The organism is Streptococcus mitis, from assembly GCF_003942685.1.
Lineage (GTDB): Bacteria > Bacillota > Bacilli > Lactobacillales > Streptococcaceae > Streptococcus > Streptococcus mitis_CD.
Genome location: NZ_RJNR01000001.1, coordinates 302,514 through 323,259, shown reverse-complemented (window position 1 = coordinate 323,259; position 20,746 = coordinate 302,514). Strand labels below are relative to the sequence as shown.

Annotated in this window: 6 protein-coding genes; all 6 read right to left on the bottom strand. The window is 39.8% G+C overall.

All coding sequences use genetic code 11. The annotated features are described in order from the left end of the window. Window positions 1-114: 114 nt before the first annotated feature. The 6 genes from D8855_RS01515 to D8855_RS01490 all read right to left on the bottom strand — a co-directional run bounded on the left by D8855_RS01515 (window position 115) and on the right by D8855_RS01490 (window position 20,746). Window positions 115-8,427 carry an SIALI-17 repeat-containing surface protein gene (locus tag D8855_RS01515; protein ID WP_125415590.1) on the bottom strand — a complete coding sequence of 2,771 codons (8,313 nt, stop codon included), beginning with the start codon at window positions 8,425-8,427 and terminating at the stop codon, window positions 115-117. A gap of 142 nt (window positions 8,428-8,569) precedes the next feature. Beyond that, complete coding sequence (locus D8855_RS01510) at window positions 8,570-15,082, bottom strand: SpGH101 family endo-alpha-N-acetylgalactosaminidase (protein ID WP_125415588.1); 6,513 nt, start codon at window positions 15,080-15,082, stop codon at window positions 8,570-8,572. A 296-nt stretch (window positions 15,083-15,378) separates the two neighbouring features. Next, entirely contained in the window at window positions 15,379-17,361 is a 1,983-nt protein-coding gene (locus D8855_RS01505) for a peptide ABC transporter substrate-binding protein (protein ID WP_049510081.1), read from the bottom strand. 198 nt (window positions 17,362-17,559) lie between these two features. Beyond that, complete coding sequence (locus tag D8855_RS01500) at window positions 17,560-18,612, bottom strand: glycosyltransferase (RefSeq protein WP_049510083.1); 1,053 nt, start codon at window positions 18,610-18,612, stop codon at window positions 17,560-17,562. A gap of 24 nt (window positions 18,613-18,636) precedes the next feature. Continuing rightward, window positions 18,637-19,734, bottom strand: a complete 1,098-nt coding sequence (gene glf, locus D8855_RS01495) for a UDP-galactopyranose mutase (protein WP_049510085.1) — start codon at window positions 19,732-19,734, stop codon at window positions 18,637-18,639. A gap of 13 nt (window positions 19,735-19,747) precedes the next feature. Next, a complete protein-coding gene (locus tag D8855_RS01490) occupies window positions 19,748-20,746 on the bottom strand; it encodes an acyltransferase (RefSeq protein WP_049493080.1) in 999 nt (332 codons plus the stop codon).

Genomic DNA, 20,746 nt, shown 5'->3' with positions numbered 1-20,746 from the left:
CAATAATTAGATAATAAAAACCTGAGAAGGTCAATTGTACTTCTCAGGTTTTTTGTTCTATACACTCCACTGATTTAGAATACTATTAAGAAAGAGTTTAATTGTCATATACAACTAATCTTTTTTACTTTTTGCTACAAAGATAGCAGATAAGGCTAGTCCAACGCTTGCCAAGAAAATAGCTGTTTCTGACTGTTTTTCACCAGTCTCTGGCAATCTCTTGTCTTCCTTGGCAACTTGAACTGGTGCTTCTGGAGTCTGAGATTTTTCTAACGAACTTAGCTTAAATTCTGGTTTTTCTACTGTCGGTGCTGGTTGGTCACCTACGGTTGACAATGGACCTGTGTAGGCTGGTAGTTCATGTTTCAAGGCCATAACTGAGTTGACTCCACCTTGGAACTCTGGTTTCTCTACTGTTGGAGCGGCTTGGTCGCCTACGGTTGATACCGGACCTGTGTACTCTGGAAGATCATGTTTCAAGGCCATAACTGAGTTGACTCCACCCTTGAACTCTGGTTTCTCTACTGTTGGAGCGGCTTGGTCACCTACGGTTGACAATGGGCCTGTATAAGCTGGTAGCTCATGTACCAAAGCTTCAACTGCATTCACACCACCCTGAAACTCTGGTTTCTCTACTGTCGGTGCAGCTTGGTCACCTACGGTTGATACTGGTCCTGTGTAGGCTGGTAGCTCATGTACCAAAGCTTCAACTGCATTTACACCACCTGTAAATTCAGGTACCTCAAGCACTGGTGCTGGTTCTTCACCCTTGCTTGATTGAACAGGTTCTTCTGTCAATTCTTGATAGAAGCTCGCCAATTCATAAAACTCAGCCTTGCCACCTTCCCAGACCAGTTTAACATCTAGAAGAGAACCACCATTTCGGATAGCAAAGGTTTGGAAACTAGATGTAATGGCACCAAGATCTGTCCAACTTTCTTGTCCATCCTTAAGTGTTCTCGCTTGAACTCGTGCTTTCGCTCCTTCAGGAAGGCTTGAAACGAGACGAAGATGGTTGGCATTGGTTGGTTCAGACAAGTGGTAAACCAATTCACCCTTATCTTGTTCCGCCTTGTAGCTAGTCAAGACTTTTCCGTCTACGAGATTAGTATAGAAGTTGCCTCGGCTTTCGCCACCGTTTCCTTCTACAGTTGGATCATTGATTGGTTTGACAAATTCGCCATCATTAATCACCAATTCTGTAAATCCTACAAAACGAGCATCATAGTCAGCTGTATAGAGGACACGAAGATAGTTGGCTTTGACTGGTGTCGTCAATTCACCCTCGATGTAACGATTTCCTGGCATCTTAGAATCATGTGTCCAACCATCTGTCAATGAATCATCGTGTGTACTATTGACTACACCATCTCCCACTGTCACAACATCCGTCCAAGTTTTACCGTCTTGGCTGACTTGGATTTTACCATCACGAAGATAGTTTTGAGTCCCGTCTTGGATGTAGGCTCTGATCTTCTTGATAGTGCGTTCGCTACCAAGTTTCAAGGTTACATGGCCATCTTTATGGGCATAGTCTGAAAACTCAACGAAGTTGTTGTACACACCATCAAACAATTGATCGAGGTTATTAATCTTACGAACATCATTGCTTCCGTATGTTGGATGAATACCCATAGTTGTAGATTCTAGTTTGGTTGGTTGCACTTCTTTAGTCGTTACAAGGAGAGAAGTGGCTGTCACAGCTTGTTCTTGATTTGTTTTATTAACAAGACGAACATAACGTACCAAGTGGGTTGCGACAGTTCTGTCTGTCAACTGGCTAGCTGGTGTCCATTCTTGAGCATTTGCAGAATACTCTAGACTGAGTGCTGGATTTGTTTGACCTTGGAGCTGGATGCTTTGGACTTGATGGATACGGTCAAGTTTCATTCCTAGATAGCTATTTGCAGGAAGTTTAGTTCCAGTTGGAATTTGAAGTTCATAACGACCAAGGCTATCAAATACTGGCGTTTCTTTCAAAGCATCCACGTTGGTGTCTGTTAAGTCGCTATTTCCAGAGCGTGTCTCAACAGAGAAGTCTTGGATACGCCACCAAAGGTCACTTGCCTTGGTATTGCGTACTCGGATGTAACGAGCATTGATAGCTCTAGTCACTTCCTTGGTTTGTTCTCCTGATAGGCGATCTAACTCTTGCCATGCAGATCCATCTGTAGAGTACTCAAGTACACCTGCTGCAAGTTTATCGCCAGTTCCTTGGCGAAGACGAACTTTAGTGACTGACTTGACTTCACCTAGGTCAAGTTGTGCCCAGGCATCTACTGGAGTCGTATTGCTGCCGTCAGCATTTGCCATCATAGCTTCTGTATTATCTTTACCATCAGTAATTTGACTTGCTGATGTTCTCAATTTATAAACTAGATTTGAGCTGAGGCTAATTGTAGCAGTTTGTTGTTTACGAGCGTTCTCTACTGGACGATTTACTGCAATCTCGCGAACTGCAAACCAGGTGTCATCACGATCTTCTGTAGCAATCATACGTACTGCTTTAGCTTTGATGTTAAGATTTTCAAACTGAACAAGTGACTCATTACCAACATAAGTTGGTTCTTTCAAACTTACCCAATTATCTTTTTCATCTTGATACTGCACTTCAGCCTTACTAAAGGTATCACGTGGATTTGCCTGAGTTCCCATAGCAAAGGTCAATGTTTGGATATCTACCGGCTTGTTAAATTTCATACCGATATAATCACCTGTCTTGATACTATTTGGTGATTTAATCAAAGCATGAGTTGCCAAGTCACCATCCGTTACTTCTGCCAAACCACCTTCTACACCTGTTCGATTGGTAATAAAGGTGCTGATGATTTGATCTGGATGCAAGACTTTTTGAACTTCAGACGCTAGAACTTCTTTCAAGGATAGGATAAATGGACGGATATGTTGAACACCCAATTCAGCCTTTTCAAGATGGTCTACATAATGGAAGGTATGAGTTTGAGACTGTTCGTACAATTTCAAACCTTTATAGTAGCTGTCCCAAAGTTTGGCTGTATCATTTGTAGCCATAGCCTCTGTTCCTGTTAGGAAGGCATCAAGGGCATTCATTTGGTCGATTGCATTATCCAACCAATAGTGGATCTGTGCAACCATTTTTTTATCACCTGATGCTTTATAAAGTTCAGCCGCTTCTTTAATCTTGGCAAATTCTGCACGCAAGGTTGCACGTTCTGCAGTTACATCCTGACCCGCTTTGAGCTTAGTCATGAAATCTGTTAATTTTGGAGCCAATTCAACTGATTCTTCTAGTTTAACGACACGACCATCCATGTTTTGGTTGATCATATGCTTACCGAGTTCGCGGAAGGCTGCTGACACCTTGCTATCTTCAAAATGACCATTTTCAACAAAGTTGAAGGCAATGTCATTGAGTTTCTTAGCTTCTTCTTCTGATTTCCACTGTTTCCATGTATATTGAGCTCCAGCAAAGAGGGCAATCTTAGATGGTTCAGACTGTTGCATTGGATTCAACATGATACCAGACAGCAAGCTTGGATCTACATTTGGATGAAGGAATTTTTCACCACCACCTAGAATCAAGTGTTGTTTAGAGTTATCTGTAACTGGCCAGTTCACCCAAAGTGATACTGGACGATAAGTTTTACCACCTGCAGTTAGATTGTTCTTGAGAGTTGATAGGAAGCCTTCAGAAACTTCACCCCAAATCTTACCACCCGTCAAGGTCATAGATGTTGAACTTGGGAGATTTTCATTTAGAGATTTCAACTCTGCTTCACGCCCATTACCCCAATACTGACCTGGAACAAAGATCATTTCTTTGCGAAGACCGCTATAAGTTCCTTGCATTTCTGTCAACCAGTTGGTCATATCCTGCATCAAGCGGTTGTAGCTATTGTAGCCTCCAACTGGGCTTGGTGCATCATCGGCTAGAATACCAAATTCACGGACACCCACTTTCATCAACTGGGTAAATTTAGCCTTGATGGTTGCCAAGTCTTCTTGGTAATGCGCTTCATTACCAAAGCGGATACGGTTGTTCATGAATGGATGAATGGTCCAGACATAGCGAGTTTTACTTTGATTTCCGACGCGAGCAAGTTCACGAATTTCAGCTAGTTTTTCTTCTGGGTAAAGTTCACGCCATTTCTTGTTGTGGTATGGATCATCTTTTGGTGCGAAGAAGTATTGGGTCAATTTCAAATCGCCACCAAAACGCATGAGTTCAGCACGATCTGCATTAGACCATGGATTTCCATAGTAACCTTCGATGAAACCACGATTCTTGATTTCAGCGTAATCTTCCACTGTCACATTGCGAAGAACTGGAACTTGACTTTCTTTGAGCATGTGTTTCAAGGTTGTCAAACCATAGAAGACCGCATCTGTGTCTTTTCCGACGATGGAAATCGAATTATCCTTGATGGTCAGAGCATAAGCATCAATTTTGTCAAAGAGACCTGCTGAAACGTTAGATAAGTTTTGTTCTGCTTGTGAGCCTCGTCCATGCACTCCAAGATAGATATTAGTTGCGCCAGCAACTGCTGATTGACTAGTAGTGTAGGATACTTGATTGTCCTGTAAGACACTCTTCAAGCGATTACGAGTATAGACATCGAGTTGATCTCCCATTACCAGATTGACTTGCTTACGAAGAGCTGTGACTCCTTCTCCATAAGTCACTTTTTGTGGAGTTGGGAAAACCTTGTACTCTTTCTTGAGATAATCTGCGCTCTTGCTGGCAGCTGCAATACTATCTTCGCTAGCTGGTTTGCTTGCTGTGAATTGATCCGCCAGTTCAACTGTTCCATCACCTGTTTGCTCGACTTTTGGAGTTTCAGGTGTAGATGGTTGTTCTGGTTCTGGTGTTTCTTGTCCCTCTTTGATAGGTTTCAATAGATGAACTTCAGCTGCACTTGCAAAGCCCCCAACACCTGATAGAACTTTCAACTCAATCTTGTTGGTATGAACCGCTGCAAAGTTAACTGTTTTTTCTTGAGCGTTGTTGTCCCAGCTTCCTTCTGAAACCTTGACCATTTGGCCATCTTTTTGTGCGTAGATTTCGTAGCGAGTCACGACCCCATTTCCACCACCTGGCCGAGGAAGATAAGTCAAACCATTGACTTTTTCTGCTTCTTTCAAGGTCATAGAAAGAGTGTACGGAGCAGTATCACCAGTCCATTTAGTATGCCAAAAGGTATTTGGATCATTGTCAAAGGCTTTTTCAACAACTCCTTCAGTCGCTGTTCCTGGTGTTTCTTGACTAGTTGCAGAAACTGTGAAATGATCTGTTGGAATCAAACGAGGATTTACAAATGGTTTATCTGACAACTCTGCACTATGTAAAATCCCTTTGAACCCACCGATGCTTTCAAGCGGTAGAACCAAGCTATTGTGAGCAAAGCGAGGGTGAGCTGGATTTGCGATACGTTCAATCTTCTCACCATCCACATAGAATTCCGTTGATTGTGGTTTGGTCACGATAGAGATTTGATAACGTTTATTCTTTTCAAGTTTTTTCTTGAACTGGATATGGAACTGTTCAAATTGATAAGCAAGATAGCCGTCTTTATCAGCTAGATAGATACGGTTGTCTCCACTTGTTGAGAAGGTTTGTTCACCGTCTCCAGTGACAGTTACATCAAACTTCAAGACATGACTTGGACCAACATCACCTGCCAGGCCTTCAATACTGCTATCTTTCTCAAAAGCCAATCCTTGCTCGCTTGTCTTCACCTTCTTGCTTGCATAGTTCTTCACTGTTTCAGGATTGATAGTAAACAAATCACTTTGATCAATCGCTCTGTCAGGATTTGACTGTGGTGCATAAGGGCTCGTTGGTAGGGTACGTTCTGCAAAGGTCGCAGCCGCACGGTCAGATCCCCAAGTGCGTTCTGCAGTTGTTTGCATGCTCTTAAAGAAGCGTTTAAAGATATCATAAGATGTCAAACCTGTCTCATGAAGATCAATATTGTCATTCCAAACTGCGTGGCCACCACCAATTACATTTGGATTGGATGCTTCTAGAAGTGGACCATGACCTGTTCGGAAATCATTTGGTGTCCACCTATTATATTGTGTTTCATAGTTAGCATAGTCACCATAAGCTGTTTGACGATTATCACCATTCGGAACACTATATGTTGGGATATCTGTGATATTAATAATCTTAGCTCCCTGAGCAATAGCTTCTTTTGGTTGCTGCCAGCCAATACTCCAGATATCAACTTCTACATCTTTCCAATCAACCGCTGTTTTACCTCGTTTCGCACTGAGCGATCCCCAAATACGAGGTGTATAGCCTTTCCCTTTAATGTATTTAATAAGGTCATTTACATAACGACGATAGCTTTCTCTACTTCCGTAGTATTCATCCGTTCCGATATGAACAGTAGATACTCCATGAAGTGGTGCATCTGGACCATCAAGAAGTTTATCATAAACTGATTTGACAAAAGCCAGTGTTTCATCGTATTTATTATCTAGGTCGAGCATGGCTACGCGTTCTACGTTATGTTTACCTCTGTAATCGCTCAGGCTACCTTGATACATGAGGTCTGGACGGACTTTAACAAATGACAGAGCATGACCTGGCGTGTCAATTTCAGGTACTAGATTGATATGCAAGGCCTTAGCAAGTTTAATCAGATTTTGCATCTCTTCTTTAGTATAGTGCTCGTCTGATGTTAATTTTTGACCATTCTTACCGACAATATCTGTCTCTACACGGAAACCTGTCTTAGCATGTTCTAGAACATACTTAAGCTCTTCTTCTTGTGTTAGATTCTTACCTGCCAAGTGTTCCTTTAGGAAGATATAGTTATCGTTGAGGTGCAACTGCAAGTCGTTCATCTTGTAGTAAGCCATATTGAGCATGATGTCTACAAGGGTGTCATAAGGAATAAATTTACGACCTGTATCTAGCATAAAGCCACGGTGACTGAAGCTTGGGAAATCACGAATTTCTCCATTTTGGAGATTGCTTTCCCCCATTTGAAGAAGAGTACGAGTAGCATAGAAGGCTCCTGTGTTCGTTGCAGCTTCGATGGTAATGACACCATCTTGGATAGTGATGGCATAACCTTCCTTACCATAACCCTTGTTTTCAACTTTTTTAAATTCAATTCGTTTTTGAGCCTGCTTGTCACCTGTCGCAAGTTCCAATCCACGACTAGCAAGATCTGACTGGTAGAAGGTTACAGACTGATCAAAGCCTGAATCTCCTGTCGCGAGAACTGTATCTGAAGTGATAGAAGATTGACCTTCTTTTCCATACCATTGTTGAACAGCTGGTGCTACTTTTGGTTTGATACCCACACCTTCATCCTGATGTAGCCCCTTGATGACTACTTCAAATTCTTTAGTAAAGGTATGTGAATCTTTAATTTGCTCTACCATAACTTTAACACGTTGATCAGTCAAAGGCTTATAGATATGATTTTGAAGGTCAATCACACCTTGTTTGTTGCTACCGATAAGACTGACTTTTCCTGGTAGAGTTGGCAAGACAAGAGACTGTCCGTCTTTAGCAACAGTCAATTCTGTAACCTGACGGATATCCGTTACCTTACTTGTATCAGGGATATTTGAATAAGCCCGAATTTCTTGAATCCCAGCGTTTCTCCAGCCCATTGTGCCCGCTTGATAGTCATTGATTTCTAACTTGAGATATTTAGCTTGAATACTATTGGCTAAGTCAACTTTTTCATCTAAAACAGGTTCTCCAGTCTTGGTATGAGCTAGTTTCCATTGTTTTTCTCCACTAGCATTTACATCATCTTGACCTGCATAGTAGAGACTCCAAGATTTGATATTTGGATCATTTTGACCATTACGAACGCGACGATCCCAATCAATTTCCACATGTCTAATAAGTGTAGTCTTTGGAAGAGTTAATTCGAAAGTTGGTTTGTCAATATTTTGATTTGTTGCCCAACGAGTATCAGGATTACCGTCCACTGCCTTGTCAGCAGTATAAGGAGTACCAGTTTCTGAGTCGTTTACTTGAACAGTGACACCTTCTAAGTGGTTACGATCTTCTCTATCTTCAATTTGCTTTTCAACTGGTTTGATTGTAGGTGTAGCTGGTTCTACAGGTTTAGAATCTGCTTTTGGTGTTTCAACCGGCTTCAGAGTCTCAGCTGGTTTGGGAGCTGTTGGAGTTGTTGCTGGGCTTGTTCCTGCAGTATTTTCATGATTTTCTTCATGACCTGCATCTGCCGTTGCCTCTGATTCAGCTTTCTTTAAAACAGCTGCTAAATCGTCCGGCAACTTGTCTAGTGGCTGAGCTTGTGTGATTGTTCCTTCTTTCTCAGGTGTTCCAACTGTCTCTGCAGCTTGCACTACATTTGCACCAAAGATACTAGCACCGATCATTACAGAGGCTGCACCAATTGCAAATTTTCGAATACTATAGTGACAACGTCTTTCAAAAAAATGTCTATCCATCTTTCTCCTATTCCTTTCTCCCACTTATTACAGTAAGCGGTCTCATTTTTGATTTGAAAATGGAGAGAACCTAGAGGTTCTCTCCAACTAAGTTATTTCTGTCTGAATTCTAGTTCCTGTAAGTTCTAAAATTCAGTCTTCTTTAATTTTCTTTTCGTTTTGTCGCAAGGACAGCAGCAGATAAGGCGAGACTGATGCTAGCTAGGAAGATAGCTGTATCAGATTGGCTTTCTCCCGTTTCTGGCAATCTCTTCTTATCTTCTGTTGAAACTGAAGTTTTAGATTCTGCAAGTTTACCTTGGCCCAATTGACTAATCCGATACTCAGGTTTTTCAATAGTTGGTGCTGCTTGATCGCCTGCTGTAGCCAATAGTCCTGTGTAGGCTGGCTTTTCGTTTACCAAAGCTTCTACTGCATTGACTCCACCTTTGTATTCTGGCAATTCATGTACCAAAGCTTCTACTGCATTAGCTCCGCCTTTATATTCTGGCAATTCATGAACCAAGGCCTCTACTGCATTCGCTCCACCTTTGTATTCTGGAACTTCATTGACAGCTGCTTCTACCGCATTGGCTCCACCTTTGTATTCTGGAACTTCATTAACAACTGCTTCTTCACCTGCTGTTCCAAGTGGTCCTTTATACTCAGGTACATCAAGAATTGGTGCTGCTTCTTCACCTGCTGTTCCAAGCGGACCTTTATACTCAGGCACTTCAAGAATTGGTGCTGCCTCTTCACCTTTACTACTTGTAGGAGCATCTGGTTTCACAGTCTGATCTTGTAGTTGGTTGAGATATTCTGCAAAGTAGGCAACCATTCTTTCAGTCAAGAGATGGTTATCCATAGCATATTTCATGCTAGCTACTACACTTGCTACTTCCTCTTGATTCTCTTTGCTGGTTAATTTTTGAGCTTTTGATAAAGCTGTTTCATAACCTGACAAATCAAGAGTTGTTTCTGCAACCTGTGGACGACTAAATATCAACTCAGCAGCGGCTTGATATCTATCACCACCGTCTCCATAAGTCTTAGTACCTGTCAAAACGATTTTCTTAGCCTTGATTGTCTTACCAAAGTCAATGTCTTTTGGTTTATTGTTATCTGGCCAATCAGTTGCAGTGAAAGTATGTTCTTTACCAGACTCATCTGTCACAACCAGTTTCACATCACGCAAGTTACCATTTGATCCTGATCCACGTGGCACATAACGGAATCCAGTGATTTCTGTCGCCTCTTTCAAAACCATAGTTGCAGGTTTACCAACATCTCCACCATTCCAAGACGTATGCCATAGACTTGACAAGTTACCATCAAAGGCGTTGGCTAAATCTTCTCCCGCTTGAGCTGGAGCATTCAGACTTTCAAAGTCTTCTGCTACCAAGGCTATTTTCTTTTGTACCAAGGCATTCTTCAGAGCGTCAATCTTAGCAATTTCGGCACGCGCTTCTTCTACACTAATGTCATCATCTGCTTGACTGAGGTTAAAGACAGCTTCCTTCAAGGCATCCATAGATTCCTTGGTATAGTTGGTCATGGCAACCGTTGGCAAATAGTTCTTCAGAGCATTTTCTGTCAACATCTTACCAGTTAGAGTGACTTCCTCGATTTGAAGTTTATCCATGATGAAGTCATTGTAACCACGGAAGTTCGCATTTCCACCAGAATCTCCACGAGTATTGCTTGCGTTACCAGTTGAGTAGATACCCACCCAAGTATCGCCTGTTTCTGCACCTGTTACGAGGAAGGTTACCTTCTTAGCTTTCTTAGAATCTGTCCAAGTATTTGGTAGTTCATGCATTTCCAAATTACTTGCTTGATTACCGCGACGTCCTGATTGGAATTCTCCCTTACCGACTACAAAGGCGTAGGTATTGTCAGATCCTGCTTCGTATTCAAAGGTTACACGATAAGTCTTACCAGCTTCAAAACGGAAGTTTTGAGGAATTGTTTGGTAAACCAAGTTACGACGGCTCACTAGTCCATTTGTCTTCAATGACCAATTTCCTTCGATAACATCATCGACTTTCTTACCATTCCAATCACGTTGTGTATATGGATCATGTTTTTCAGATAAGTGAGTGCGATTATCCTCAACTCCTTCGATACCACCAATTACAAATGGGAAAATCCCTTGAGCAACATTTTCAAAGTCTTGTTTAAATGTTCCTTTACCTGTATCATGATTATCTCCGTACATACTTGAATTGTTTTCAAAGGTACGAATTTCATCAAAGTAAGTTGCTTCATCACCAGCTTCACGACTCAAAGTAAGAGTGACATTTGATACATCTGAACCCGTTGTAAAGAAGGCATACATGTTTTGGAAGTAACTTGTATCATCAACTGTAGCATTGTCACGACGAGTATTATGGGCATAGGCCTTGACATAGTTAAGAGCTAGTGACTTATTGGTATAGCTAGTCACTTCTTTTTCACCAGTATTTACTGTGATACTTGCCTTAGCATTACTACGATTATCAACACCGACATAAACGGCATACTTAGTATTTGGTTTCAAGCCAGTCAGTTTCTGAGTAAGGCTGACTGTGCTCTTATTGCCTTGGATACGAAGCATTTCATTTGCGCCTTGTGATTTGACAATTTCTGCCTTAGAAACATCACCAGAAATAGTCCAGTGTTTCAAAGTTCCACTGTTAAATCCTTGGTCATAGATGTGCATGCCTTCGCTCCATGACATTTCAGGATTGGTTTGTTTTGAACGGTAGAGAACGTATGGTTGATTTGCAGTAAGATCAAGGGTAATCTTACCATCTTTCACAGCTACTTCCTGTTCTTCAGTCTTACCTTGGTCAGTTAGTTTATAAAGGTAAACCTTACTATTCGCCCAGTCGCTAGGAAGCGTCCAAGTTGTTGCACCAGCTTGCGTATTGAAGTAGTACATTTTTTCCTTATCAGTAGGAAGTTTCTTACCATTCGCATCCCAGTTCCAAGGAGTCAAGTAAGCTGAACCATCTTGGATGACACGTCCGTTGAGAGTTACTGTACGTTCACGGTATTGCGGGCTATTGACATCGTTTGACTTACGAGTCACAACTACTTTATTGTTGTCAGCATCTACCAATTCCACTCGCATTTCTGGAGTCCATTTATAGGTGCTACCGTTATCAGACATGGTAACAGGTGTACCATTTTCCCACTTGCTTACAGTGAAGTGTTGGAAGTACTTGGTCATGACATCATGAGCAAACAAGTTAGTTACATAGCCATTGTAGTCACTTCGTCCTTGCCAGCCTTCAAAGTCTTTCATGCTGTAACCACCTAGAAGGGGATAGTTGGCTGCACCACCGTAACTTCTGTAATCCCCAACCCAAGAATCTTTTTGGTGGTTGCGGATAAAGCGCGTGATGGCACTGTTGATACCTTTATTAGTGTATCCACCATAGGTCAAGTCAGCTGCCCAGTGTTGGAAGGTAGAATCGTATTCACCACCATGGCCCCACTCGATTGCAAAGCGCCAGCCTTGTTTGTTAATTTCTTTAGCAAGAACGTGGGTAGCCCAGGCACCATTATCACCTGATTGGCCATTGCCCCAAACGTCCACATAGATAAAGTCGAGACCTTCACCAAGTTTTTTCTTCAATTCTTCCCAGCGATCTAAGCGACCATGCGCCAAGTCATAAGCAGCATCAATGTTGATACCTTGGTCTAGCCAGTTCCAACCATAGCTGTAGCTTCCATCTGGATTCTTACGAAGAATCTTTTCATTAAAGTATTTAGACTCAGGATAAGTTTCAGAAGCGTTGACGTGGATACCTAGATGAGCTCCATATTTCTTCGCTTTCTCAATCAAAGCCTTGAAGTCTTCGACACCACCAATACGTTTACCAATATCAGCATAGTTCAAATGGCCTGAGTCATGACCTTCACTACCATAACCTTTGAGGAGAACACCTTGTCCAAGACCATCTGTATGGAGATTGATCTTCTTGATACCATCCAAGGTCATAAGGAATGGATTTTGTGCTTGAGAACCAAAGTTCATCGCGATACGGTAAGCTGTGATATCCTTGACTTTTTCCCAGCCTTGAGGGTTGTTCATGATGCTACGATAAGCAATGGCACCATCTTGCCAGTCCACTTTCTTATCTGCATTAGCATCTTCAGTGATTACAACCTTTGCACTTGGAAGTTCTTTGGTATATTCTGGGAAGACAATGCCCTTATAAGCTTTTTCCCATTGCCACTCAGAACTATGAATTCCGACATAGTTGGCATTTCCAACGGTTTCTTTATAAGCCGTCAAACGGGTCCAGTCATTAGAGCCACCACCGTAACTGTTTTGAGAATTACTCCAAACACCTGCAGCAAGCTTATCTGTAGAAACAAATCCATACATGTAACCCTTAGCCAAATCCTTCATTGGATTGGTTACTTCAATATGATCATCACCGCTGACATGCGTATTGTTTGACATAGTTGCCCCATCAAACTTAGCACCAGCTTGCTCACTAGAAACAGATACTAAAGCATTCCCGAGGAAACTAATAGTAGAGAGTAATTTTCTTTCATCGTCAATCTTTTGACCTGGAGTGACTTGATTGTGGTTGACAATTTTAGTTACATCAAAATGTAATTGATTGTCCACAACTTGCAGACGAACTGTCATATCCGCATTGATAAGATTAGCCTCATCACGGAGTTTCATTTCATATTCTGCAGTTGTTTCATTAATTTTCTTATAAGTAACCTCAGGGGTGATTCTGTGGTTATTGATAAATACTTGGTTGAACTGTTGAACCTGTCCTGGTAAAGTATGGCCATTTAGCGTATATTCCTTGACACGTGGAAAGGCTTGGTCAATCACTGCTTTTAGGACTTTAGACTGGATAGTATCATAAGTCACTTTACTATCATCTACCACCGCACCAGTTTCTTTTTCAGCAGTAGCTTCAGTATTTTGAACTCCATCCTGATTGTCAGTCTTAATATTTACAACTGTCTTTTCAGTACCATATGTACCAGCTTTAAGTAGGATTTTCTTTTCATTTTTAAGATTTTCATTAACAGCAGCTGGCAAAGTAACCGTATCAAAAAGTTTTACATCATTATTTGTTGCATTCAGCTGACCATCTGATTTTAAGCTAATAGTCAGATGATTCACTGAGCCATTTACTGGAGCTGCAACACGACCACCCTGATACCATGTGCTATTACCTGGTGTCTTATATTCCCAGAACCAACCTTCTTTGTCATATCCAACAAAGACATTATTATTTGTATCTTTAAATTTCAAGAAAACACCAAAACGTGATTTGCCTGTTTCAGATTCTTCTTTGAAAGTGAGATCTACATTCGCATTACCATTTGCATCCACAGTCAATCCTTGTTTTTCAAACAAGGCTGGTTTGCTGGCATTGTCATTTTGATCTGTTGAAGATAACTTATTGTAACGAACACCATTTTCTTCACGAATAGCAACAGTCCCTTGTTGTTCTTTTCTTGCTACAGTTTGCCATTCAGGAGTGACTTCCTTTGGTGTCTCTGGCTTAGCTGTCGCTGGTTTTTCTTCTTTTGGCTTATCTTCTTTTGGCTTTTCTTCAACTGGTTTTTCAGTTTCCTCTAAATTCGCTGGTTTTGAACTAGAGATTCCCTTAATATGATCTTGAATCCATTTTAATTGAGCTGGAGAGAAAAGGATGCCTCCGCTACGGACTCCAACCACACCATTTTGATGAACCCCAATCAATTTACCATCCGTGTCAAAGATACCGCCACCGCTAGCACCTGGTTGTCCACCTTGATAACCAACTCCTTGAACACCTTCACCATAAGATTCAGCAAAATCCACAGCAGTGTTAATAACTGGCGCCAACTTACCAGCAGGATAGCCAAACATATTGACTTTATCCCCAACTTTCTTAACAACTGGCTTTTCAGTAACTTCAACAGGAGCATTTTCAAGAACTGTACGCAATCTCACAAGAGCCAAATCGTTCTTATAGCCCTTTAGATAACCATCTCTATCCCAGTGAATCACATCTTTTTTACTAAATTTTACATCATCTAAACCAGGGTAGGATATACTAAAAATATCGCCATCTCCTTTATCATTATCCACAACTTTACGGATATTTCCATCTTGTTGATCCTTGATAAAGTTGTGAGAAACAGTCAAAACAAGATCCTTACCAATGACAATACCACTACCTTCTCCTGATGGAGTCTTAATCTTAACAGTAGCGCCATAGTTCAATTCTCCATTTTTTGTTTTGGCAACATCTTCAGGAACTAGACTACCAGTATCTTGGGCTAATTGATCTTTATTTACCTCTTTACCATTATCAGTAGCTTTTTCAACTTTACCTTCTAATTCTTTCGGCAACTTGTCAGTAGTTTCTTTGTTTTCCTTTTCAAGAGCTAGTAACTCTTCTTCAGTTTTTGGTCCATCCGTTGTTTCAGCAGAACCTGGATTTGCTGCTGCAGCTTCTTTATCGAACTCCCGTCCATTATCGCTCGCTTTTTTATCCAAATCAGCCAGCTCACTTGGCAAGTTATCTGTTGAGCCAACTGTTGGTGTGTTAGCCAATACTGGAGCAGTAGCAAAAAAACTAGCCCCAATCATAACTGAAGCAGCACCTAGTGCAAATTTACGAATGCTGTATGTACATCGTTTTTCAAAAAATCGTTTATCCATTAACTCCTGATTCCTTTCACTAATCTTCGTAAGCGTTTACATTTCTTGTTCGAAAAATACTCCTTTCTATCTGAAAAGTGCAATGCTTAACGTTTATAAAAAAATAATTGCACTTTTAATATAACAAATATTGGCAGATAAAGCAATAGGAAAGCTAGGAAAATTGCTAATTTTTTCTTAATTTTGGCAAAACCATAGTCTGCCATTTAGAGGGAGTTATCATAAAATAAAAAGGATTTAGCATTCCTATCGAATGCCAAATCCTCTATCACTCTGTTTCTATAGATGTTTAAAATCTACTTCACATGTTTTGCGAGTTCTTCTTGAGCTTTTTTATTAGACTCTTCTTTTTCTTTCATCCATTTTTCTTGGGCTTTTTGGTATTCTTCTGTTGTTACTGGTTTATCTTGTACATCAAGGTATTTATACAAGTGAGCTTCACTTGTTCCTTTGTTTCCAGAATAAGCAAATGGAAGTGTGAATGGTACCATCTTAGACAACATTGGACGACCAGTTTTAGAAGTTGTTGGGATTAGCAAGGCACTGTCGGTCAACCAAGCTTGGGCAGCAGCATATTTTTCATAACGTTTTGAAATGTCATTCACTTCTTCACCAGCTTCCACAACCATTTTTTCGTAGTCTTCCAAACCAACTTGCTTAGCCGCAGCGTTGTTTGTTCCAGAGTCAAATCCTAGGTAAGTCTTTGTACTTTCCCCTACAGATGGTTTGAGAATATCAAGGTAGGTAGATGGGTCAATGTAGTCTGGTCCCCATCCAACGTTATCTGAGACATCCCAATCTTGTCCAGCAGCCGTTTCAGCAAAGTAGGTAACATTGAGAACTTCATCTTTTTGAAGTTGTTGGATATCAATGACGACATTGTCAGTTCCTAATGTTTCTTCAAGTGATTGTTTAAAAGATTGGACACGTTGAACTTTTGTTGTATTGGTTTGGTCAACTGGCATATCCAAGTGGATTGGGAATTGAACGCCTTCTACTTGGAGAGCTGTCTTAGCTTTAGCAAACTCTGCTATCGCTTTTTCAGGATTGTAGAGTCCATCCTGAGCATCATCCAAGTTCACGTTGCTCCATTCGTCACCATAAGTCACCAATTTGTCTTTGACCATTTCGCCAAAGTTCTTTCCATCTGCCTGTACAAATGTAGGAGGAACAAACAAGTTACGAAGCAGTTTAGTTGCCCCATTCGCACCATTCACTTGAGAAGCATAGGCTTTTCTATCAAAACCAAAGGCAAGAGCTTGACGGAAATCTTTGTTTAGAAGAGCTTTCTTGGTTGAAGTCTTTTGTTCATCTGTAGTCTTAGAAGTGTACTTATAAGACTGGCGATCAATATTAGTACCTACTAAATAAGTAGTAGAATCTTGTGGTGTATAAACGATGTTGTCTTTAAACTCTTTTTCAAGTTCAGGATAACTTGCGCTTGTCGGGAAGAGACGAGCCATTGTAAAGCTTCCATCTTTGAAGTTTTCTGCAAGTTTTCCTGTATCTTGACCATCCCAGAATGAAAGTTTTACCTTATCAATGTGAACATTGTCCTTATCCCAGTAGTTTGGATTCTTTTCAAATTCTACTGAAGATTTAGCGACCAATGATTTCAACAAGAAAGGTCCGTTATAAAGGATACTGCTTGGATCTGTTGCTTTCCCAAAATCATCTCCCTTAGAGTTTAAAAACTCTTCATTAACTGGTGCTAAGACACCCATTGTTGTTTTAGAATTCCAAAAACTTTCAGGTTTGTTCAAAGTGTATTGAACTGTTTGATCGTCAATCGCTTTAATCCCAACTTGAGAGAAATCTTTAGTTTCCCCTTTAGCGTATGCATCCAAACCTTTAATTGAATCCTGTACCAAGTAAAGGGCTTCTGATTTCTTATCTGTCGCATACTTAAGTCCTGTTACAAAGTCTTGAGCCTTGACAGGAGCATATTCTTCACCTTCAGATGTGTACCACTTGGCATCTTTACGGATTGTATAAGTGTAAGTCAAGCCGTCCTTAGATACAGACCAATCCTCAGCCATAGATGGCACAAAGTTACCATAGCGGTCATTTTCAAGCAATCCATCAATCACATTACTAGTAATGTCAGTAGTTGCTGCCTTACCAGTTGTCAAGTAGTTCAGGTTATCTGGATCTGTTTCGTAAACATAAGAAAAAGTTTTCTCACCTTTTGCACTAGACCCTGAGCCAGAACAAGCAGCTAAGACACCAGCTGCTAATAAAGTGACTCCCGCAAGAGCCAATACTTTCCTTGTTTTCATAGTATTCTCCTTTGTTTTTCTATCCATTATAGACCCTTTGCAATCTATTGTCAATATATTTTTCTGAATTTTCATTTTTAGTTGTTATTTTCTGACAACTATCGAATCTTATTTCATTTTTTAATCTCTTTTTAACTATAAGAAAAGAGGGAATCCAGTAACTCCCTCATCCATCTATTTAAATCATTTTTAGATTCATTAATTGAAAGCTTGCAATGCGGAAAGAAGATAAGAACCCTCACGAATTTTTTGACCTACGGCCTTAGCATTTTTGACCAAACCCTGATACTCTTCTTGAGACAAATGTTCCAATACTTCTTCCAAGTCAAGTAAACTCTCAATACTAATTCCACACTCTTTTTCTAAGACGAAATTAGCCAAAGCAGATTGCCCCCAGACAATAATAGGGAAACCAGAAGCCAAATAAAGGGAAGCCTTGTGGGAATTATTGTATCTCAAATACTCACCAAACACTCCGCTACAAGTTTTAGAACTATCACCGTCCCAAACCAAACCAAAGCTTCCTTCTAATGCTGATGGTAGTTCATCTGGAAGAAAGGAACCAAAATAGGTTTCATTGGATAGCTTTCTAGCCTCATCAAAACCAACACCATAAAGGTTATATGCCGGTCTTGCAGGCAACTCATATAAGTAACCTGCTTTTTCTTTGGCTAAATTTCCAGCTACAATAATAGCCCCTTCCTTAGACAAATCATCTTTGTCCTGATAATTCGGGATCAGATAGTCAAAAATGCCTAAACTAACTATTTTTTTCTCAGAAATCCCCTTATCAACAAGCACTGATTTCATAACTGGATTATGAGCAATAAGACCATCAGCTTGTTTCAAAAGACTTGACTCTTGAAGATGAACACGAATCTTATGCTTCAAGGGTACTGTATCCAAATTAGCATAGCGCAAAACTTCTAAATCATGGATAATAAAGTGAACCTTCACTCCTTTACGTTGCATTCTTTTGACTAAATGAGTCGTAAAGAAACTATGATGAAGCATAGGAAATTGAATCAGTAGCTGATCCCCTTCCCTTAACTTAGAGATTGCTTTTGATAGGGCTTTGGCTTTGTGTCGTTGGGCCCTGATAGTCCCCATTTGATACCTATCATTTACCAGCAATAACAAAGGACTATAGCCCTCACGAACTACTATTTCTTCAACAACGTTTCGAGCCTTATTTCCCGCATTTCGTGCACCAGAATCCTTCAAAAATTCTTCTTTTAAATAATATTTCATCGATCAATTTTATTCTTCATTATCTTATTTAAACTCTTCCTCTACAACATTCAAAGCACGTTCAATGACCACATGCATGTCGTAGTATTTATAATCGGCTAAACGTCCACAGAAAATTACCTTATCATTCTGTGCTGCTTCTTCTTGATATTTAGCAAACATGGCATTGTTTCTCTCATCATTGATTGGGTAATAAGGCTCATCTCCACGTTTCCAATCAGCTGGGTATTCACGAGTAATAACCGTTTTGTCCTGAGTACCATACTCAAAGTGTTTATGCTCAATAATGCGAGTATAAGGAATTTCTCGTTCTGTATAGTTAACCACAGCATTTCCTTGATAATTTTCTTCATCTAGAACTTCATGCTCAAAACGAAGACTGCGATATTCCAATTCACCATGTTTATAGTCAAAGTATTGGTCAATCATCCCTGTAAAGACAACTTTTTCAGCAGAAGCTTCTAATTCTTGACGATTAGCAAAAAAGTCAACGCCAAGTTCTACTTCTACATCCTTCAGCATATTTTCGATGATAACGTTATAACCCCCAATTGGAATCCCTTGGTAACGGTCATTGAAATAGTTATTATCAAAAGTCAAACGAACTGGTAGACGCTTGATGATAAACGGTGGAAGGTCAGTCGCAGAACGACCCCATTGCTTTTCAGTATATCCCTTAATCAACTTTTCATAGATATCTGGACCAATCAACTTGATAGCCTGCTCTTCCAAGTTCTTAGGTTCAACGTCCTTCATATGAGCCGTTTGCTCAGCAATCTTATCTTTAACTTCTTGAGGAGTTTTTGTCCCCCACATAGCATAGAAAGTATTCATATTGAAAGGTAGATTATAAAGGCTACCCTTGTAATTAGCTACAGGCGAATTGATATAGTTGTTAAATTCAGCAAATTGATTAACATAATCCCAGACTTTCTTGTTAGAAGTATGGAAGATATGAGCACCATATTTATGAACATTAACACCTTCTACATTCTCACAGTAGATATTTCCACCAATGTGGTCACGTTTATCAATAACTTTTACTTTTTTTCCACGCTTGGTTGCTTCATAAGCAAAAATTGCTCCAGACAAACCAGCACCAACAATTAGATAATCGTACATCTTGTTCTCCTTTTTATAATTTGACGATTCGATTGAAGTAAGGAATCTTCATTAACATTCCAACAATAATAAAACTAACACTTAAAGTAAATAGAGCAAAAAGTAAATATGCTCCGACAAAATTAAAACCAAATAGTTTTTCCCACACTTTCATAATATAAGTATGAATTATAAAAACTCCCATGGTTTGATTAGCAAGAAAAACAATCCATTTGTTTCTGTCTTGATTCAATGAAAGTGAGAATATAGTTAGAAACAATCCTAAACTTACAACTTTTACAAATAGAATATCATAAAAATATTCAGCAAAAAAATTATGGTAAGTAGTCTTTGCTAATAAAAATAGTATTAAGGGTGAGACTAATAATAAAAATATCGTAACTATTTTCATCCAATTCTTAAACCTTGATTTGAGACTACACACATTAAATTGCGCTACAAAACCACCTAAAATATAATAGAAAAACCAGGTCCATAACCTAAAGGTTTGTATAACATATGACTGTAACGGCATTTGAAATATAATATTTGCTGACTCAAAAATTAAACCAATAGCGACAAAAAAAGATAAAATGTATAAATATCTTCTTTTTGAATTCAGAATTTTTTTCAAAACAGGGAGGCATAAATAAATAAGTATTAGTGCACCAAAAAACCAGAACTGAGAGAAATAACCTTTTTGCAACAACGAACCTATAACTTTTTTTACAGGATTAACTGCAAAATCTCGTTTAAACAACCAAACGATAAAAGTCCATGATAACACTGTTATTAGAATCCATTTTACTTTCTTCAGTATGTAGGAATAGGTTATATTCCTTTTTCCTAACAATAAATAACCATTAACCATAAAAAATATAGGGATTGAATAGGTTCCTAGATAATATAAATATGTCAAAATATTCCATGAACCTGCCTCTTTAAACCCACCCATAGCTGTGTGGAGTAAAACCACTCCAACACACGCAAACAATTTTAGTAAGTCTAAATTAATATTCCTAGTTTTCTGCAT